This window comes from Streptomyces sp. NPDC001156, assembly GCF_053598275.1.
In genome coordinates, this window is the sequence record NZ_JBSFJX010000013.1 from 58240 (window position 1) to 76198 (window position 17959).

The 17959-nt window shown below is 67.7% G+C and carries 13 protein-coding genes; 4 read left to right on the plus strand and 9 right to left on the minus strand.

Features of this window, described 5'->3' with window-relative positions:
* Positions 1-46: 46 nt before the first annotated feature.
* Positions 47-1321 carry a lipopolysaccharide biosynthesis protein gene (locus ACWDA7_RS09805; protein ID WP_450603619.1) on the minus strand — a complete coding sequence of 425 codons (1275 nt, stop codon included), beginning with the start codon at positions 1319-1321 and terminating at the stop codon, positions 47-49.
* A 139-nt stretch (positions 1322-1460) separates the two neighbouring features.
* Entirely contained in the window at positions 1461-2558 is a 1098-nt protein-coding gene (locus ACWDA7_RS09810; RefSeq protein ID WP_450603620.1) for a glycosyltransferase, read from the minus strand.
* Positions 2559-2706: 148 nt separating this feature from the next.
* On the opposite strand from ACWDA7_RS09810, the gene ACWDA7_RS09815 reads away from it, so the two are divergent.
* From ACWDA7_RS09815 to ACWDA7_RS09825, 3 genes are all read left to right on the plus strand, one after another.
* The gene (locus ACWDA7_RS09815; RefSeq protein WP_450603622.1) at positions 2707-3339 is read left to right on the plus strand and encodes an acyltransferase; all 633 of its coding nucleotides are present in this window, start codon (positions 2707-2709) and stop codon (positions 3337-3339) included.
* A 635-nt stretch (positions 3340-3974) separates the two neighbouring features.
* Positions 3975-5054: a hypothetical protein gene (locus tag ACWDA7_RS09820; protein ID WP_450603623.1), complete on the plus strand. Its 1080-nt coding sequence runs from the start codon at positions 3975-3977 to the stop codon at positions 5052-5054.
* A 363-nt stretch (positions 5055-5417) separates the two neighbouring features.
* Complete coding sequence (locus ACWDA7_RS09825) at positions 5418-6044, plus strand: class I SAM-dependent methyltransferase (protein WP_450603666.1); 627 nt, start codon at positions 5418-5420, stop codon at positions 6042-6044.
* Positions 6045-6273: 229 nt separating this feature from the next.
* Here ACWDA7_RS09825 and ACWDA7_RS09830 read toward each other — a convergent pair whose 3' ends face one another.
* Together ACWDA7_RS09830 and ACWDA7_RS09835 are read right to left on the minus strand one after the other, a co-directional pair.
* Entirely contained in the window at positions 6274-7473 is a 1200-nt protein-coding gene (locus ACWDA7_RS09830; RefSeq protein WP_450603624.1) for an MraY family glycosyltransferase, read from the minus strand.
* A 5-nt stretch (positions 7474-7478) separates the two neighbouring features.
* Positions 7479-8549 (minus strand): NAD-dependent epimerase/dehydratase family protein, encoded by a 1071-nt coding sequence (locus ACWDA7_RS09835; RefSeq protein WP_450603625.1) that lies wholly within the window; start codon positions 8547-8549, stop codon positions 7479-7481.
* Between the two features lie 262 nt (positions 8550-8811).
* Here ACWDA7_RS09835 and ACWDA7_RS09840 point away from each other — a divergent pair, with 262 nt between their 5' ends.
* Positions 8812-10092 (plus strand): nucleotide sugar dehydrogenase, encoded by a 1281-nt coding sequence (locus ACWDA7_RS09840; RefSeq protein ID WP_450603626.1) that lies wholly within the window; start codon positions 8812-8814, stop codon positions 10090-10092.
* A 231-nt stretch (positions 10093-10323) separates the two neighbouring features.
* On the opposite strand, the gene ACWDA7_RS09845 is transcribed toward ACWDA7_RS09840, so the two are convergent.
* From ACWDA7_RS09845 to ACWDA7_RS09865, 5 genes are all read right to left on the minus strand, one after another.
* Positions 10324-11262: an NAD-dependent epimerase/dehydratase family protein gene (locus ACWDA7_RS09845; RefSeq protein ID WP_450603627.1), complete on the minus strand. Its 939-nt coding sequence runs from the start codon at positions 11260-11262 to the stop codon at positions 10324-10326.
* Positions 11259-12413, minus strand: coding sequence for a glycosyltransferase (locus tag ACWDA7_RS09850; RefSeq protein WP_450603667.1), 1155 nt, complete (start codon positions 12411-12413; stop codon positions 11259-11261). The genes ACWDA7_RS09845 and ACWDA7_RS09850 overlap by 4 nt, the downstream gene beginning before the upstream one ends.
* Before the next feature lie 315 nt (positions 12414-12728).
* Complete coding sequence (locus tag ACWDA7_RS09855; protein ID WP_450603628.1) at positions 12729-14996, minus strand: (Fe-S)-binding protein; 2268 nt, start codon at positions 14994-14996, stop codon at positions 12729-12731.
* A gap of 205 nt (positions 14997-15201) precedes the next feature.
* Positions 15202-16083 carry a glutaminyl-peptide cyclotransferase gene (locus ACWDA7_RS09860; protein WP_450603629.1) on the minus strand — a complete coding sequence of 294 codons (882 nt, stop codon included), beginning with the start codon at positions 16081-16083 and terminating at the stop codon, positions 15202-15204.
* The gene (locus ACWDA7_RS09865; protein WP_450603630.1) at positions 16076-17953 is read right to left on the minus strand and encodes a DUF4012 domain-containing protein; all 1878 of its coding nucleotides are present in this window, start codon (positions 17951-17953) and stop codon (positions 16076-16078) included. The genes ACWDA7_RS09860 and ACWDA7_RS09865 overlap by 8 nt, the downstream gene beginning before the upstream one ends.
* Positions 17954-17959 lie beyond the last annotated feature (6 nt).

The window sequence follows — 17959 nt, forward strand, 5'->3', positions numbered from 1 at the left end:
CCTCCGGCCCCCGGTGCTGATTCGCGGGACGCAACGGTCCCCTGAGTCACGACACCCGGCCGATGTGCAGTTCTCTGCAATGACGCTTCACCTCCGTCGTGAACCGCGTCGCTTCCGCGCTCGTCGGGAGCAGGCACCTCCAGCCGATGCCGCTCATCCGGCTGAAGTACACCACCTGGATGCCGATCAGTGATGTGTAAGCCACGGTGGAGGCGATGGCGCAGCCGACCGCACCCCAGGCCGGAATGAGTAGGGCGTTCAGTCCGGCGTTCACCACAAGGGCCGTCAGCGAGGGCAGCACGATGACGTGAGACGCCCGCATACGCAGCAGAAAACTGGACAGCGGCCGGCCGGCCGACAAGAGCACGACACCGGGGACCAGCCATGCGACGAGCGTGGCTGCGTCCGCGTACGCATGGCCGTACAACGTGGTGATCAGAGCCGCCACCGCGACCACCGTCGTGAGCGCGGAGGCGACGCCCAGCAGCACCATGAACCGGACGATCCTCGCCGTGACCACCGCGGAGTCGTCGGCGGTGTCGTCGAACTGGAGGGAAAGCGTGACTTGTGCGAAGACGTCCACCGCCAATCGGCTCAGCTCCGCCAAAGTCACCGCGAGTGTGTAGATCCCGACTTCGCGCGGGCCGCTCAAGGCATTGAGCAGGAAAACGTCCGATCGGAGCAGTAGGTACCCGGCCGCCGTACCGGCGTGAAAGCGCAGCCCCTTGACACATGTCGCCCCGGCGAGGCGCAGATTAGGCCGACCCATGGTGACTCCGCCCGCCGCGATCAGTACGGCCAGGGAGACGGTGTACGAGGCGACCCAGGCGGCCACCACCATCTGGACGGTGAGCAGTTCGGACAACCCGAGGACAATCAGACACATGCACTGGGCGACCGCGCTCATCAGCATCGCCCATCCCGCGACATGCGTACGGTCGCGCAGCAGGGTGATGTTGGTGCCGTACAGCACGCCCGTTCCCAGGGGTACGCCCGCGCAGGCCGTGGTCAGGAGCCACACGTCCGGGGTGTTGCCGTGCCCCTGGAACACCATGCCCAGCCCGATCGCCAGTACAGCCGCGACGGTACCGACGCAGAGCCCGAGCGGAACGCTGTTAGCGCTGAGAGAAGGCCGCTGCCTTTTCTCTGACCACATGGCCGTCTGAGCGTGTTCGACGGACAGATGGCCCAGCGCCATGGCGGCCGTGGCGACGCTGACGGCCATGTAGTAGGTACCGCGCGCCTCGGGGGGCAGTGCTCTGGCCACGACGACACTGGCGAGAATGCCCATGACGAGGGTGCCTGCGCGAGCCACGAGCATCCAGACGAATTGAGGTCTGCGGTCAGTCACAGTGTCGAAGGACCTCCCTGGTTGCGACCGGTCCTGCGAGGTTGGTCGGAAAGCATGCGATGACACGCTGTGAACCGCGCCGGTTTCTTGAACCGCCTCGGCCTGTCCACTACGCCGAGGGCTGGCCTTCCAGCAGTTGCCGGTAGAGAGCGATGTACCGGTCCACCATGACCTCAGCCGTGAGGTTGGCCATGGCCCACTCCCGTGCCCTCTGGCCCAGGGCGAGGGCGGTATCCCGGTCGCCGAGCATCTGTTGAAGTCCCTCGGCAAGGGCGGCCGGATCCGAGGGAGGGACCAGGATTCCGCGTCCCCCGAGCAGTTCCGGGGTACCGCCCACGGCCGTGGCCACCACCGGACGGCCCGCTGCCATGGCCTCCGCGACGGCATTGCTGGACCCCTCGGACAGGGACGGGAGAACCACCACGTCGGCCCTGGCCAGATAGCCGGCCACGTCGGTACGGGCGCCGAGGAAACGGACGTCGATATCCAGGCGCTCCGCCATCCGCTGCAGCCCCGGGCGCTCCGCCCCGTCGCCGATCAGGACGAGAGTGCACGGCTTTCCGGTGTCCCGGAGCGCCGCACAGGCCTCCAGGAGGTATCGGTGACCCTTGTGAACCGCGAGATTGGCGACACACAGCACCACGGGCAGCGAGGTGGAGATCTCGGCGGGCTCGGTGATCTCGAACTCCTCCGGCCTCATTCCATTGGGGATGACGGAGATCTTTGACGCCGGTACTCCCTCGTCGTGTCGTACCTCGTCCGCGATCGCGGACGCGTTGGCGACCAGGAAGTCTGTCCAGCGAGTGGCGACCCGCTCCGCCACGAGTGCCGCGCGGTTGCCCTTCTTGTAGAAGCCGAGACTCCTCCGCCCCGCGAGGAACACCGGCACGCGTGCCAGCCGCGCGGCGGGGGCTGCCATCACGTAGGCATGGAACAGGAAGGCTTGGAGAACTTGTGGCCTCTCTTTGCGGAGGAAGGCTACAAAGCGGAAGAAAGCCCGGATGTTGGCGAGGTATGACCGCCACCCCAGGGAACGGTGGCGGAACCCCAGTTCCACCAGGGACACCCTGGAGTTGCGGAGTTCTTCCTCCCGGGGCCCCTTCTCGAGCATGACCAGCAGATGTGTCCGAACGCCACGGGCGCTCAGCCCCCGGGCGAGCAGGACGAGCTGTTTCTCCGCGCCACCGAGACCGAGCTGACCGATCAACAGGCAGACCCGGGAGGGAAAGTGACTCTGTCGTGTGCCCTGGGCGTCCGGAGCGGGGGATGCTGATGTTTTGTCGGTCAATGACATGCCGCACAACCCATTTTTTGGCCGCGAATCGTGGATGTGATGCCATAGCATATGGCGCAAATTGCGCGAAGCCGCGGTTTTGGTTGCTGCACGTCCGCGTGTCAGGGCAGAGGTGATTCTTTCTCAACGTGTCCCAGCTGACCTCGAACTCGGTGCCAACCGAAGGAACGTCGTGTTGAAAAATCGAATCTTCATCCTGGGTGTTCGCCGCTTCTACAAGCTGATCGCGCAGCGGTTGCATCGGCGCGTGCCCGGAGCACTCGGCCTGCGCGGCTGGTGTGCGCAGAAGATGTGCGAGGAAGTGCGACTGCCGGTCACGATGAATGCCCATGTCGATCTCCCGGCGTCCCTGCGAATGGGGAGACATGCCGGGTTGGGGCAGGGCACCCAGTTTCTCGGTCTGGGCCGCGTATCCCTCGGCGCGCATCTGACCATGGGTCCGAATTGCCTTTTCATCACCGGGGATCATCCCGTCCCCGAAGCAGGAGGAAAGTTTCGCGACCACGCCCCGGTCCATGCGGACATCGTCGTGGAAGACGACGTTTTCATCGGCGCACGGGTGACGGTTCTACCGGGCGTGACCATCGGGCGTGGTGCTGCCGTCGGCGCCGGAAGTGTGGTGACGAAGAACGTGTCTGCCGATACGGTCGTGGCGGGAAATCCAGCCAGAGTGATCCGTGCTCAGGCGAAGTGAGCGTGACAACCACGACACCCACTGCGCAAATCTCCAATGGCTCATCAACCGAACGTAGTTGGTGGCGTTCGCAGGGCGTTTACAATGTCGAAGCTTTCTGGCAGGCTCTCGCAACACTACTGCACCCTGTGCTCCAATCCAGTGGCCTCCGGCGTCCAGCGTGGCCAAATGACAGTAGGGATTGGGCTACCAATGTATGGTCGCTAAACCCTGAGGGGCTTGAAAGTGGGAACTTGCATGGCGGTTGGTGCGCTCGCAGCATCTGCGAACCAGGCCACGGCACCGACAAACCCCTCCAGCCAATATTTCCGCTCGGCGCAAAGGGTAAAGACGGTATGGGACCAGGGACTGCAGGCATGACCAGGCCACTCGCTGCTAAATACCCTGCCTCCAGACGTCGCGACAAGGCGCCCAGTAGTGCGCCTGTGGCTATTTTCGCGATCGCAGCCGTGGCCCACGTCTGCGTGGTCCTCATGGTCCATCAGCAAACGAATGGCGTGGCACAGTTCCCTGATGCTCGCGGGTACGATCGAGCCAGCACTGCGCTGGCTCTTGCCTGGAGCCATGGAAACATCCTCAGCGTAAGGGACCTGGCTTGGTGGTCCGGATCCAACCTCTGGGGTTACCAAGCGGCCATGGCGCTCGGCAAGGTCTTCATCGGAGGTGGTTGGTTGGGGGCCAAGGTCGTCCTGGCTCTCATGGCGGCGACCGGGGCGGTAGCGGCCCGCGGATTGGCTCTCGCCTCGGGATGCGGCCGCAGGCGTGCCGCAATCGCCGGACTCGTCGTAGGCGTCAGCCCCAACCTCCTACTGTGGGACGCTTGGGGCCTCAAAGAAGGCTTGATTACAAGTCTTGTTCTGTGGACTTTGCTGCTCCAGGCCCGTGCTCGTTTCTCATTGGCGTGCGTGGGCACCTTGCTCAGCACCCAGGCCTGTTTGTATACCCGGCCGCCGACAGCGCTGTTTATCGCGGTGGCCTTGCTCGCTCGCGCACGGTTGCGCCGCGCTCATCTCACGGGTTGGTTGATCATCATGGCCATCGGCGTGGTCTTTGTTCTCCCCCGGGCTCTAACGCTGTTCGGTTTTGTGCATAGTCTCGAGGTTGTACACGGTGTCCCACTGGAGTTCACTGCGGGATACGGCTCAAGGAATCTATTGAGTCATCCTCAGTACTTTGGGGTCGTTCTATTCGATCCACTCCCATGGAAGCTCGATCCTGGGCCGACACAATGGCTGCGCCCAGGAACCATCATCTGGATTGCCAGCCTTGCGCTTGCACCAATGTCGCTGCGCAGGGCATGGGCGGACTCCATCGGAATCGGCCGGTCAGCTGTTGTGGCCTCCTTTTCTTATGCTGCGACGTACGTCGTCACCTTCGGTGCAACCTTTTACCGACAGCGTTCTCTTCTCGAGTGCATGCTGGCCATTCTTATTGTGGTGTACTCGCCCCGACTCTCACTGATCTCAGTGATCGCGAAGGTCCAAGTGTGGCTCGCTGTTGTGGCAGGCCTGGCTGTGCTGCAAAGCCGCTCTCTTACGCCTACGGTGTGGAGCAAGGTCATGGCCCTCTGTGTGATGATCGTGGGTGCGCTTCTTGCTTTGATTCCAAGACCTTTGGACGTGAGCTCGCGAGGAGTTCACGAGTGTCCACCGATTCGGCTGAGACAAAGGCCGAGCTACTCGGGCGGTGCGACAAAACCGGACGGCGTGGCTTAGAGCGAGAGGGAGTGTGCGCGCTGATAAGTTGGATCGGTGTTGAATTCCTCACGAGACCGCTGCCCTCTTTGCGAGGCCTCGCCGGTGGAAGGTTCCTCTCAAATCAACCTTTCCAATGTGTGGCAGGCGTACAGAGAACAGTGGGCCACTTCATTTTCAGACCAAGTGATCAGCAAGTATGGAGACGGTCCCGTCACTCTTCACTCCTGCTCTCGCTGTGACCTGGGCTGGTTCCACCCCGCACTCGAAGGAGACGGCGGATTTTACTCCGAACTCTTCACCGGCGGGATCAAGTATCAGCCGTGGCGATGGGAGTTCGATCAGGCCGCGCAGCGAATTCCGAACCAAGCAAGAGTCGTCGAAGTGGGTGCCGGCGAGGGAGCCTTTCTTCGGTCCCTGCTGCCACGGTGCGGTTCTGTCGAGGCACTTGAGAAGAACCCCGACGCCGCCGAGAGGCTGCGTGCGGCCGGCATCAAAGTGAGGGACACCGACGTCCGAGAGGACGCAGTCGCCCGACCCGGTCGAGCGGACGTCGTGTGCGCCTTCCAGGTCCTGGAGCACGTCGCAGACGTCCGCGGTTTCCTTTCGGCCCTCGCGGCTATCGTCGTGCCGGGGGGTGAAGTCCTTCTGTCGGTGCCGAACCGTCAGCGGTTTCGCAGGGGTTTGGAGCCGATGGACTGTCCGCCGCACCACCTCACCAGGTGGAGCGCTTGTCAGTTCGCGGCCGCAGCCGAGATCACCGGTTTGGACTTGGTCCTGGTCCGCCATCAGCCCCCATCGCTGGCCTATGCGAGAGCCCTGCGCCAGGAACCGGCCCGGGAAGCTTTGGAACCGGCGATGGGCCCTTGGCCGGCGCGCCAGGTGGCCCGGGTCGTGGGCCGTCTGCGGATGCCTCGACGTCGCTATGAGCGCTTGCTGGCGAAGGGCCACTTCCTGACACGAGGTGAGTACGGACACACGACGTTCGCCGCGCTTCGGCGTCCCATGTGAGCCGAGCGACGCCATCGTCCTGGCACTCTGATGCCCTCTGATGCCGTGACCGTACGGGTGCCGCGGTGGCGTGAGCGTGTGCAGAGGGCCCACGTCACGGATGTCCTCACGGCCGTCGAGTTGCCCCGGGACAGGCATCCGGAGACGCACATCGGCGCTCGGGTCGGTCCCGCGCGGGGGCGCGGGACCTTTGTCCGAACCGGACGGCGCCGCCGCAGCGCCTAGGGAGTCACTGCGGCCCCGCCGGGCTGCCCGCGGTCGGGGACAGCGTGGTGGCCTTCCGGGCTCCCCGCGAATGAGGCACCGCCGTCGGCCGGAGTGGCCGGTGACGGCGTCCGAATCTGCCGGCAGGTCTCAAGGGCGGGGCCATACGGGGTCCGTCGGCCGCCGAAGTCCCGACCGGGACCTCTGCGACCGGTGAAGCCGGTGCCGTAGCAGGGACGTTGAGCAGCAGCCGCACCGCCCCGGCCCCCACCAGACAGGCGATGACGAGCGCGACTCCGGGAGGGAGCCACCCGTGCGCCACCAGTGTCGCCGACAGGCAGCCCGCAACCGCGAACACGCTGAGGAATTGCACAACCTGACGTACCGTCAAGCCCATGCGCCGAAGCCGGTGGGCGACATGGTCCGTGCCACCCTGCAGCAGGGACCTCGACTCCCGATAGCGCGACACCATCACCAGGGTGGTGTCCAAGGTCGGGACGAGGGTGGTGAGCAGAAGGACGGCGGGCCCGGAAAGGCCCTCGACGTCGTCGTGCACCACCATCATCGTGGAGGCCAGCGTGAAGCCGAGGAAGAGCGAGCCGGCGTCGCCCAGAAAGATCCGTGCCGGATGCCTGTTGTGAAAGAGGAAGCCGAGGCAGGACCCGGCAAGGGCCGCCATCACCACGCCCTGGCCGACCGAGGCGTCGGCCAGGGCGGCCAGGCAGAGGAATCCGCCGATGACGACGCCCACTGACGATGCCGCACCGTCCATGTTGTCGAGCAGATTGAACGCGTTGGTCACGAAGACGATCCATACGACGGCGAGCACCACGTCGATCCTGCCGCCGAGGATGGTGGGATGCCCCCCTGCCAGTACGACCACCGCGGCGGCCGACGTCTCGACGCACAGCCGCAGCCGTGGGCTGAGCTGGCGCAGATCGTCGACGAGTCCGAGGACGCACATGAGCGCGGAACCGCCGAGCAGGACCCCGAGAACCGGGTCGAAGACGTCGGTGGCGAGTGCGGCGACCGCGGTCGCCGCCAGAGTGGCGGTCGCGATGGCGACACCACCGAGGTAGGGCGTCGGCGAGGTGTGCGCCTTGCGGGCGCTGGGACGGTCGGTGATCCCATGACGCAGGGCGAATCGTCTCAGGGGCTCCGTCAGCAGCAGGCCGAGCAGCAGGGCCGCGAGGCCCGCGCCCGTCGTCGCGAGCGCTGTGCTCATGCCTGTCACCGTCCTGCCAGAGCGGTCTCGGCAACGGGCCCGCAGGTCAGCGGGAGACGTTGCTCCGGGGTGCTCGGCACCCGCAGCGGCCAGCCGCCGTGCCAATCGGCCCGGGCGTCCGCGATCGCGTCCGCGAGGACGTCGGCGAGGGTGCGCCGGGGCTGCCAGCCCGTCAGGGCACGGAGCTTCCCGGTGTCGGGGACGCGTCGTTCCATGTCCTCGAAGCCCGGGCCGTACGCGTCGGCGTACGACAGGTGCTCCAGCCGGGACACGCTTCCGGCCTGAGCGATGATCCGGTCGGCCAGCTCGCGGATGCTGATCTCGTCGTCCGCGCCGATGTTGAAGGTCTCTCCCTCCGCCCCCGGGTGCTCCAGCAGGAGCAGCAGTGCCGCGACGGCGTCGTGGACGTGCAGGAAGCAGCGCCTCTGACGGCCGTCCGCATGGATGGTGAGGGGCTCCCCGCGCACCGCCTGCCGGGCGAACCGCGGGATGACCATCCCGTACGCGGGGCTCTGGCGGGGCCCCACGGTGTTGAAGAACCGAACGACCGTCGACCGCAGTCCGCGCTCCCGGTGGTAGAGGACGGCCATGATCTCGTCCACCGCCTTGGCCGTGCTGTACGACCACCGGGCCACGGACGGACTTCCCAGGATGCGGTCGGAGGTCTCGTTGAGCGGTCCGGACGAATTCTTTCCGTAGATTTCCGAGGTGCTGGCGATCAGAATCCTGCGCTCGTGCCGCTGCGCCGACTCGATGACGTTCTCGGTGCCTTTTGTGTTCGTGACGAACGACTTCAGCGGGTGCTCGACGATCAGTTTGACCCCGACGGCGGCGGCCAGATGGATGACCGCATCGCTTTCCTCTACGAGTTCGTCGACGAGCGGCGCGTCCAGGACCGATCCGCGGAAGAACCGGAAACGCGGGTTGTTCTGGGCCTTGGCGAGGTTCTCCTGCCGTCCGGTGGTGAGGTCGTCGAGGACCACCACGTTGTGTCCGTTGGCCAGCAATGCGTCCACGAGATGGGAGCCGATGAAGCCGGCTCCACCCGTGACCAGGTACTTCGAACTGCGATCCATGTGCGGCTTCACTCCGGTTTCGGGGGTGGAGACTGGGGTCCGACACAGCTCGATCGATCGCCGAGCCGACGTTCACATATGCGATGAATAGCGGAAGTTGAAACCTCCCAGGTGAACGTCGGTCCCTTCGGCGCGTCTGTTTCGTTACGGAAACAGGGTGATGCGGGGCGGACACATTCCACAGGACCTCGAAAGGGCCGTCATACATGCGTGAATGAAGGCTGGCGTATGCCGATTCCTCTACAGCAACGGAGTGGTGACCGTGCGTCAGAGAAGTGATGTCGACAAGGGCAAGCTGATTGTGGTGGGCCTGGGCTACGTAGGCCTTCCCCTGGCCGTGCGGGCCGTCGAAGTGGGCTATTCGGTCGTCGGCGTGGACACGGACGAATTGCGTGTGAAGCGCCTGGGTGCTTGCGACTCCTACATCGAAGGCGTCGACGACGCACGTCTCGTGGCCGCGGCCGACAGCGGCCGTTTCCACGCCACGACCGAGTACAAGTACATCGACGGTTTCGACGTGTGCGTCATCACCGTGCCGACGCCGCTGCGTGAGGGCGTACCCGACCTGAGCTTCGTGGAGTGTGCCGGACGGAGCGTCGCCCCGCACCTCACCCCCGGCGCCACCGTGGTCCTGGAGTCCACCACGTATCCCGGGACGACCGAGAGCCTGCTGCGTCCGCTGCTGGAGGCGGGCAGCGGGCTGACGGCGGGCGACCACTTCCACCTGGGCTACAGCCCCGAGCGCATCGACCCCGGCAATCCCGACTGGCACCTGGAGAACACCCCCAAGGTGATCTCCGGAATCGACGCCGCGTCGCTGAGCCGCGTCGAGCGTTTCTACGGCGACATCGTGGAGCGCACCGTGTCCGTGAGTTCCTGCCGGACCGCCGAGCTGACCAAGCTGCTCGAGAACACCTACCGTCATGTCAACATCGCGCTGGTCAACGAAATGGCCATGGTGTCAAGGCAGTTGGGCGCCGACATCTGGGAGGCCGTGGACGCCGCCAGCACCAAGCCGTTCGGCTTCATGCCGTTCAGGCCCGGCCCGGGCGTGGGCGGGCACTGTCTGCCGGTGGATCCCTCCTATCTGTCCTGGCAGGTCAAGAGGTTGCTGAAGCGGGATCTCCGGTTCATCTCGCTGGCCAACGAGATCAACGACCACATGCCCGACCACGTCGTCCGGCGGATCACCCGCGGGCTGAACGAACGCGGCAAATCGGTCAAGGGGTCGCGGGTACTCCAACTCGGCCTCGCCTACAAGAAGAACACCGGTGACATCCGTGAGTCGCCGGCGCTCGTCCTCGCCCGGTCGCTGCTCGCCCTCGGTGCCCGGCTGGTGGTGTCCGAGCCGCACACCGACGCGTATCTCGTTCCGCTGGACATCACACGGGTGGAATTCAACGAGGCGGAGATCCGGGCGGCCGACGTGGTCCTTGTGGCGACCGACCACGACGTCTTCGACTACGCGCTCGTCGAGCGTGCCGGGGCATACGTGCTCGACACCCGCAACCGATGCCGGGGAGAGAGGGTCGAGATCCTCTGACGAGGGGCTGCCCCGGTCCGAGCCGGCCGGTGCCCGCCATGTGCCGGCTGCGCGGCCGTGGCGGGTCCCGGTCGCTTTTCTGCTGCTCGCGCACCGCGGTTCGCCGCGGTGCGCGCACCCGACGTGGCGAACATCGCGGTCCTGACCGCGAAACGGGCCGCTATCAAGACCGCGACCCGTTTCCTCAGCCTGTTGCGCGGAGCCCAGTGGCCGCTTCTGCCCCTGCCGCCGTCACGCGTACGCGGGCAGGGAGCGGAACCACCGGACGGTCTCGGCCAGACCCTGCTCCAGGGGAACCGCCTGGAGACCCGCGAAGAGACCGCGGAGCACCCCGTCGTCGGCCTGGGAGTCCCGCACATCACCGGGACGCGGTGCCTCGTGGTGGATCTCCACTGCCAACTCCATTGCCTTGGCGAGGTGATGGGCCAGTTCCAGGACGCTGACCCGGGTACCGAAGGCCAGGTTGACCGGGCTCGCGCAGGTGACCTTCCGCAGGACGGCGTCGGCGAGCACCCGGACGACCGTTCCGACGTAGGTGAAGTCGCGGGTCTGGTGGCCGTCCCCGAAGACCGTGAGCGGGTGACCGCGCAGCGCCGCATCGATGAACGACGGAACGACCGCTGCGTACGCGTGCCCGGCGGGCTGCAGCGGGCCGTAGACGTTGAAGAAGCGGAACACGAGCGCCGGCAGACCGAAGGCCGGTCCGTAGGAGAGCACATAGGACTCGGTCGCGAGTTTGCTGGCGGCGTAGGGGCTGAGCGGACGGGTCGGCAGGTCCTCGTGCTTGGGCAGGTCGGTGACCGAGCCGTACACCGAGGACGACGACGCGGCGACCAGGTGGGTGTGACGGCGGCGGCACGCCTCGAGCACGCGCACGGTGCCGGTGGCGTTGACGTCATGGGTGGCGAACGGATCCGCCAGGGATCGCGGCACGGACGGCCGGGCGGCCAGGTGGACCACGGCGTCGGCGCTGTCCACCACGTCTTCGAGCAGGGCCTGGTCGAGGATGCTGCCCTCGACCAACTCCACGTCCGTGCCCGCCAGATTGGCCGCCGAACCGGTGCTCAGGTCGTCGAGGGCGACGACCTTGCCGACGGAGGGGCGGGAGGCAAGCTCGCGGCAGAGGTTCGCTCCGATGAACCCGGCGCCGCCGGTCACTACGACGTTCAACGGTTGACACCTTTCGGTAGGGCTGAGGGCCACCAGCCGCGTTCCACAGCGATGGAGGCATAGAGGTCATGGGTGTCCTGGACCAGGCGTTCCGCCCCGAACTTCCGCGCCGTCCACGCGCGGGCCTGCTGCCCCATGCGTGAACGGAGCCCGTCGTCGCTGAGGAGCCTGATGGCGTGACGGGTGAGTTCCTGGGCGTCGGGGGGAGCCAGCAGGCCGGTCTGTCCGTCCTGCACCACCTCCGACACGCTGCCCACGTTCGTCGCCACGGTCGGCACGCCGGCAAGGCCCGCTTCGATGAGACTGACCGGCATGCCCTCGTTGTCCGAGGTCAGCAGCACCAGGTCCGCGGCCGCGTACACGGTCTCGACGTCGGCGCGCCAGCCCAGCAGGTGAAGCGACTCGCGCAGGTCGGCGGCCGTTTCCAGCTCGCTCTGCAGGTCTCCGCCACCGCACACCAGGAACCGGGCGTCGGGCACGGCGCGACGCACCTCCCGGGCCACCGACAGGAACCGGTCGGGCCGCTTGACCCTCGTCACCCGCCCGACGTAGGCCACGACGGGGCCGTCCGCCGGCAGGCCGAGCTGCCTGCGTGCCTGCGGGCGCGGGGAAGGCACGGCCGGGGTGGTGCCGGGCGGTACCACGGCGTACTGCCGGGGCTCGCCGATGCCGGCGGCCAGGAGGTCGTCGCGGACGGTGCGCCCCACTGCCACGAGCCGGTCGGTGACGGCCGCCAGGCGCCGCTCGGCCTGCACCAGCAGCCGGGTCTTCGCCGGTGAGAAGTAGCCGTGCAGAAGGTGGCCGTGGTACGTGTGCACGCGTGCCGGCACCCGCGCGAGCACGGCCGCCGCACGTCCCAGGGTTCCGGCCTTGGCGGTGTGCGTGTGCACGATGTGCGGGCGGAACCGGCGCATGGCGGCGGTCAGTGCGGCCAGTGCGCGCAGGTCGTCGGTGGGCCGCACGGCCCGTCCCAGGGTGGGCACCCGGCACACCTGCACATCGGGCGCCCGTTGGTCGACGTAATCGGCCTCGTCCGGGCCCACGAAGCCGGCGTACAGCCGATGGTCGAAGAGCTCGTCGTCGAGGCCGCGCATCACGGTGGAGACCTGGAGGGCCGGACCACCCACGTTCATCCTGGCGATGACTCTCATCACCCGGATACGGGAGCCATCGGGGCCGGCTGTGTCACGCCGGGCAGACACCATTCAGCTTCACCGCGTTCCTGGCCGACCGCTGAGGCGGCAGCGATTCATGATCACGACAGGCAGTCATGCTGGCAGTACAGGACAGAGCGGCGTGGGCGGCGTACCGCCCACCAGGGGAAGAACACACCTACGGCCTACAGGCCTGCGGACATCGCCGAAGAGCCCTGATGACGGCCGGTGCAGCGGCGCTGGCCGTGAACGGCCGAGGGGCCGAGGTCGCAGTACGCGACCTCGGCCCCTCGGCCGTTGTTCGAGCGCCGTCTACTTCACCGGCTGCGGCTCAGGCTCGCTCTCCGTCTCCGCCTCGCCCGCCGGGTCGACCGGCGTCCTGACGGAGTCCAGCAGCAGCTGAGCCACGTCCACGACCTGGATGGACTCCTTGGCCTTGCCTTCGTTCTTCTTGCCGTTGACCGAGTCGGTCAGCATGACCAGGCAGAACGGGCAGGCCGTGGAGACGATGTCTGGGTTCAGGGAGAGGGCCTCGTCCACGCGCTCGTTGTTGATGCGTTTGCCGATCCGCTCCTCCATCCACATCCGGGCGCCGCCGGCACCGCAGCAGAAGCCGCGCTCCTTGTGGCGGTGCATCTCCTCGTTGCGCAGGCCCGGGACCTTGCCGATGATCTCGCGCGGCGGCGTGTAGATCTTGTTGTGGCGGCCCAGGTAGCACGGGTCGTGGTAGGTGATGATGCCCTCGACCGGGGTGACCGGGATCAGCTTGCCCTCGTCCACCAGGTGCTGGAGCAGCTGGGTGTGGTGGACGACCTCGTAGTCGCCGCCGATCTGCGGGTACTCGTTGCCGATCGTGTTGAGGCAGTGGGGGCAGGTCGCGACGATCTTCTTGGCCGACCGCGGCTTCTTCGTCGCGGGGTCCTCGTCGTCCTCACCGAAGGCCATGTTCAGCGCGGCCACGTTCTCCATGCCGAGCTCCTGGAACAGGGGCTCGTTGCCGAGGCGGCGGGCGGAGTCACCGGTGCACTTCTCGTCGCCGCCCATGATCGCGAACTTGACGCCCGCGATGTGGAGGAGTTCGGCGAACGCCTTCGTGGTCTTCTTGGCACGGTCCTCGAGGGCACCCGCGCAGCCGACCCAGTACAGGTACTCGACCTCGGACAGGTCCTCGATGTCCTGGCCCACGACCGGCACCTCGAAGTCGACCTCCTTGGTCCACTCCAGGCGCTGCTTCTTGGCCAGGCCCCAGGGGTTGCCCTTCTTCTCCAGGTTCTTGAGCATCGTGCCCGCCTCGGACGGGAACGAGGACTCGATCATGACCTGGTAGCGGCGCATGTCGACGATGTGGTCGACGTGCTCGATGTCCACCGGGCACTGCTCCACGCACGCACCGCAGGTGGTGCAGGACCACAGCACGTCCGGGTCGATGACGCCGTTCTCCTCGGCGGTGCCGATCAGCGGGCGCTCGGCCTCGGCGAGGGCGGCGGCCGGAACGTCCTTGAGCTGCTCGGCGGACGCCTTCTCCTCGCCCTCCATGGTCTTGCCGCCGCCGGCCAGCAGGTACGGCGCCTTGGCATGGGCGTGGTCCCTCAGGGACATGATCAGGAGCTTGGGGGAGAGCGGCTTGCCCGTGTTCCAGGCCGGGCACTGCGACTGGCAGCGGCCGCACTCGGTGCAGGTGGAGAAGTCCAGCAGACCCTTCCAGGAGAACTGCTCGACCTGGGAGACGCCGAAGACGTCGTCCTCGCCCGGGTCGGTGAAGTCGATCGGCTTGCCGCCGCTCGTCATCGGCTGCAGGGCGCCGAGGGCCGTACCGCCGTCGCTCTCCCGCTTGAACCAGATGTTGGGGAAGGCGAGGAAGCGGTGCCAGGCCACGCCCATGTCCGTCTTCAGCGAGACGGTGATCATCCAGATGAAGGACGTCGCGATCTTGATCATCGCGACCAGGTAGACCACGTTCTGCAGCGTGCCCACGCTCAGGCCCTTGAAGGCCGCGACCAGCGGATACGAGATCAGGTACGACGCCTCGTAGCCCGTCACGTGGTGGAGGGCACCCTCCAGGCCACGCAGCGTGAGGATCGCCAGGCCGATGATGAGGATGACGGCCTCGACGAAGTACGCCTGCCCGGTGTTGGAGCCAGCGAAGCGGGACTTGCGGCCCGGGCGGCCCGGCCGCGACAGCTGGCGAATCGCGATGAGCGTGAGGATGCCGAGCGTGGTGAGCAGGCCCACGAGCTCGGTGAAGACCTCGTACGGCGGCCAGTCGCCGATGACGGGGATGTACCAGTCGGCCTGGAAGAGCTGGCCGAAGGCGTTGACCAGGGTCAGGACCAGGGTGAAGAAGCCCACCGCCACGAACCAGTGCGCGACGCCGACGATGCCCCAGCGGTTCATACGGGTGTGGCCGAGGAACTCCTTGACCACGGTGACGGTGCGCTGCTTGGGGTCGTCGGTGCGGGTGCCGGCGGGCACGTTCTGTCCGAGCCGCACGAAGCGGTAGATCTGGCCGATGGCTCGGGCGAACAACGCCACGCCGACCACGGCCAGGACCAGCGACACGATGATCGCGGCGAGTTGCATTTGGGGGCTCCTCGGGCCTGCGAGGGGGTCACCTCCGTTGTACGTCCGTGTACTCCGAAGATGCGATTACTAAGCGGTAACTTATGCAGTCCGTCTGAGACTACCCACTTATCCCGCCGCACTGTAGTGGCGCAAGCGGTGATCTGCGTCGCTGTGGGGCCAGCGCCGGTTCCGGCTCGGCCGCTGGTCCGGCCCGTCCGCGGGATCAGGCCGGAACGAACTCGACACGGAACATTCTGGGCCAGAACTTCCCGGTGATGAGGAACTGATCCGTTCCGGGGACGGCCGCGATGCCGTTCAGCACGGCCCCGGGGGCGAGATCCTCACCGGACATCAGGCCCGAGGCGTCGATGGTCGCCGTCACCGCGCCGGTGGCGGGATCGATGCGCACGATCCGGTCGGTGGGCAGCACGTTCGCGTACACGGTGGAGCCGACGCACTCCAGCTCGTTCAGCTCGGTGACCGGCCGGCCAGCCGCCGTCACCGTGACGCCGCCTGTCCTCGCGAGCCTGCCGGGGCTGCGGAACGTCAGCCGCGCCGAGCCGTCGCTGGTGATCAGCCGCTGTGTCCGCCGCTCGAGGCACATGCCCCAGCCCTCGTCCGGATACGGGACGCGGCGCAGCTCCTTGAGCGTCGTGGAGTCCCGCTCGATGGCGATCCCGTCACGCCAGGTGAGCTGCCACAGGGTCCGGCCCAGCACGGTGATCCCCTCCCCGAACAAGGGGGAGGGCAGCTTCACCCGGGCCTTGGGCGGTTTGCCGGGAGGGCCTGCCTGCACCGAGGACCCGCCCGCCAGACCGGTGCCCTCGTAGAGGGTGCCGCCGGCCATCTCCAGGCCCTCGGTGAAGGCGTGCCGGTCGTGCGGCAGGACCTCGAGCACCTTCACCCGCAATCGCTCGACCCGGTGGGCGGAGGCCTTCCGCCCACTGACAGCCGGGTCCGCCGCGACGCCGGGGGTGCGGTCCCCCGCGGGACGGAACGCGAGCAGCAGCACGGAGGCGAGCACGGCTGCCGCGGCGCGGCGCTCAGGCCGCGCCGCCCCGGGGCGCACGCGCTCGGCCGTCGCACGGCGTACGCGTTCAGACATAGCAGCCGACTCCCGGCTTCAGCATGGCCCGCAGCGGTGTCGCCAGCGGCTGCCGCAGCAGGGTGGGGGTGCCCTCGGCGCTCGGCTCCCGCAAGTGGAGCACGAGGGTGCGCTGCGAGCCGGCCGGCAGCTCCAGGTCCAGCGTGAAGACCGAGTGGCCGCGTTCGATGCCCGGCGCGAGCAGCGCGGGCCGGCCGTCCAGGGTGGCACTGCTCAAGGCGGCTCCGACCCCGGCGTAGTAGGAGACCAGGAGCCGGTTGTCCCCGGGCCGGGTGCGGTAGAGCGGGTAGTCGGACCGCATCGTGACGGAGGCGGGCAGACCTGCGGTCGGCGCCCGGTTGGCCAGGGTCACGGTCACCGTCACCGGACGGCCGCCGGCGGCGCAGCCGCCCGCTTCCCAGGCCAGGCTCCGGTCGAGGTAGTAGTCCAGCTTGCCGCCGGCCTTGTTGTTCACCACCAGTCCGGCGAAGGGGCCGGCGGTTTCCGGGAGCGTCCCCGCCAGAGGGCGGGACTGGATGAGGCTCTGCTCCTCCTCGTGGGCGCTCCACACCTTCAGCCGTCCGTCCCGCTGGACGTCGTCCACGGCGACGAGCAGCGCGGGCAGCCGGCGTGCGTCGTCGAGCGCCCCCAGCACCCCGCCGGCGGCGCCACGGGCCGCGTCGACGAAGAAGTCCCTGCGCTTGATGACGTCTTGGTACTCCGCGTAGCCGGACCTCTCGGTGAGGTCCACCACGTTGTCGGCGGTGAGCTTGGTGCCGTCGGCCATGCGGACCGGGCCCGTGACCCGCAGGAGGCGGCTCAGCACGACCGGGTCGACGGCGATCGCCCCGTCCACGTCTTCGCCGGTGTGTTTCTGCCATGCCGCTGCCCAGATGCGGGCCGCGTAGGGGAAGTGCGGGCTCATGTTGGAGTTGGCCCACACCTTGGTGGGGTTGCTGGCCCGGTACTGGGCCTTGAATTCCGATCCGAGGTCGACGGCCGACTTCACCTTGGCCATCTCGGTGCTGCCGAACCGCTCGAAGGACAGCCGGCCCCGGTCGGCCCGCAGCACGGCGAAGGCCCCTGGAAGACCTCCGGTGCCGCGTGCCTCGGCCGGGTTCTGGAACGCGAGGAAGTAACGCCTCTCCCCTTGCATGCCAAGCATGGGCGGCAGGACACGGGCGGCCAGGGAGACGTCGGTCATCACGGGGGCGAGATGGTCGAGCTGCTGTTTCAGCCCGGTACGGGCCCGGTCGGCCTCGGGCAGCCAGGTGGAGTGGGGCAGGGCGTCCACCTGAGCCCGCACCCCGGCGGTGACGTCCGCGGCCCGGGCGAGGTACGGCGTGTACTGCTGCAGCGCCGCCACGGCCTGGGCCATCCCGCCGCCGCTTCCGCCCGGGGCGGAAGCCGGAAGGACACCGATCAGCGGGGTCAGCACCCTGCGGGTCAGCCGGTCCACCGCATGGGCGGTACCACTCATGCTGGTGACCGGGCTGCCGAAGTAGGGGACCTCGGCGGTCGCGTCCCAGGCCGGTCCGGAGGTGAGACGGCGCGCCCGAGCCGCGTGGACGGCGGCGGACCGCACCAGCCGCAGCCGTTGCGAGGGGGACGCGGTCGCCGCGCCGGAGGCGGCCTTGGGCGACAGCGAGTGCCGCAGCGCGTCGAGGTCCCGCTGGGCGGCGAGGAGTTCCTGGCGGGCGAACAGCCCGGTGATGCCGACCCAGACGGCGCAGGCCAGCGGGATCAGCACAGCGGCCAGCAGAGCAATCCTGAGCGCTCGAGGGCGGTGTGGTGCCCGCTCGCCGGAACCGCCTGATCCGGGCATGGCGACGGCGTCCCGGCCGGTGCCGGGACGCCGTGCTTCCGCCATACGGATGCCTTGCTCCGTCATCGACTG

Excerpts from the sequence above, each read along its gene's own strand:
- ACWDA7_RS09850 (WP_450603667.1), bottom strand. The coding sequence starts at position 12,413 with ATGAGAGTCATCGCCAGGATGAACGTGGGTGGTCCGGCCCTCCAGGTC.
- ACWDA7_RS09805 (WP_450603619.1), bottom strand. The coding sequence starts at position 1,321 with ATGCTCGTGGCTCGCGCAGGCACCCTCGTCATGGGCATTCTCGCCAGT.
- ACWDA7_RS09830 (WP_450603624.1), bottom strand. The coding sequence starts at position 7,473 with ATGAGCACAGCGCTCGCGACGACGGGCGCGGGCCTCGCGGCCCTGCTG.
- ACWDA7_RS09820 (WP_450603623.1), top strand. The coding sequence starts at position 3,975 with ATGGCGCTCGGCAAGGTCTTCATCGGAGGTGGTTGGTTGGGGGCCAAG.
- ACWDA7_RS09855 (WP_450603628.1), bottom strand. The coding sequence starts at position 14,996 with ATGCAACTCGCCGCGATCATCGTGTCGCTGGTCCTGGCCGTGGTCGGC.
- ACWDA7_RS09860 (WP_450603629.1), bottom strand. The coding sequence starts at position 16,083 with ATGTCTGAACGCGTACGCCGTGCGACGGCCGAGCGCGTGCGCCCCGGG.
- ACWDA7_RS09835 (WP_450603625.1), bottom strand. The coding sequence starts at position 8,549 with ATGGATCGCAGTTCGAAGTACCTGGTCACGGGTGGAGCCGGCTTCATC.
- ACWDA7_RS09865 (WP_450603630.1), bottom strand. The coding sequence starts at position 17,953 with ATGACGGAGCAAGGCATCCGTATGGCGGAAGCACGGCGTCCCGGCACC.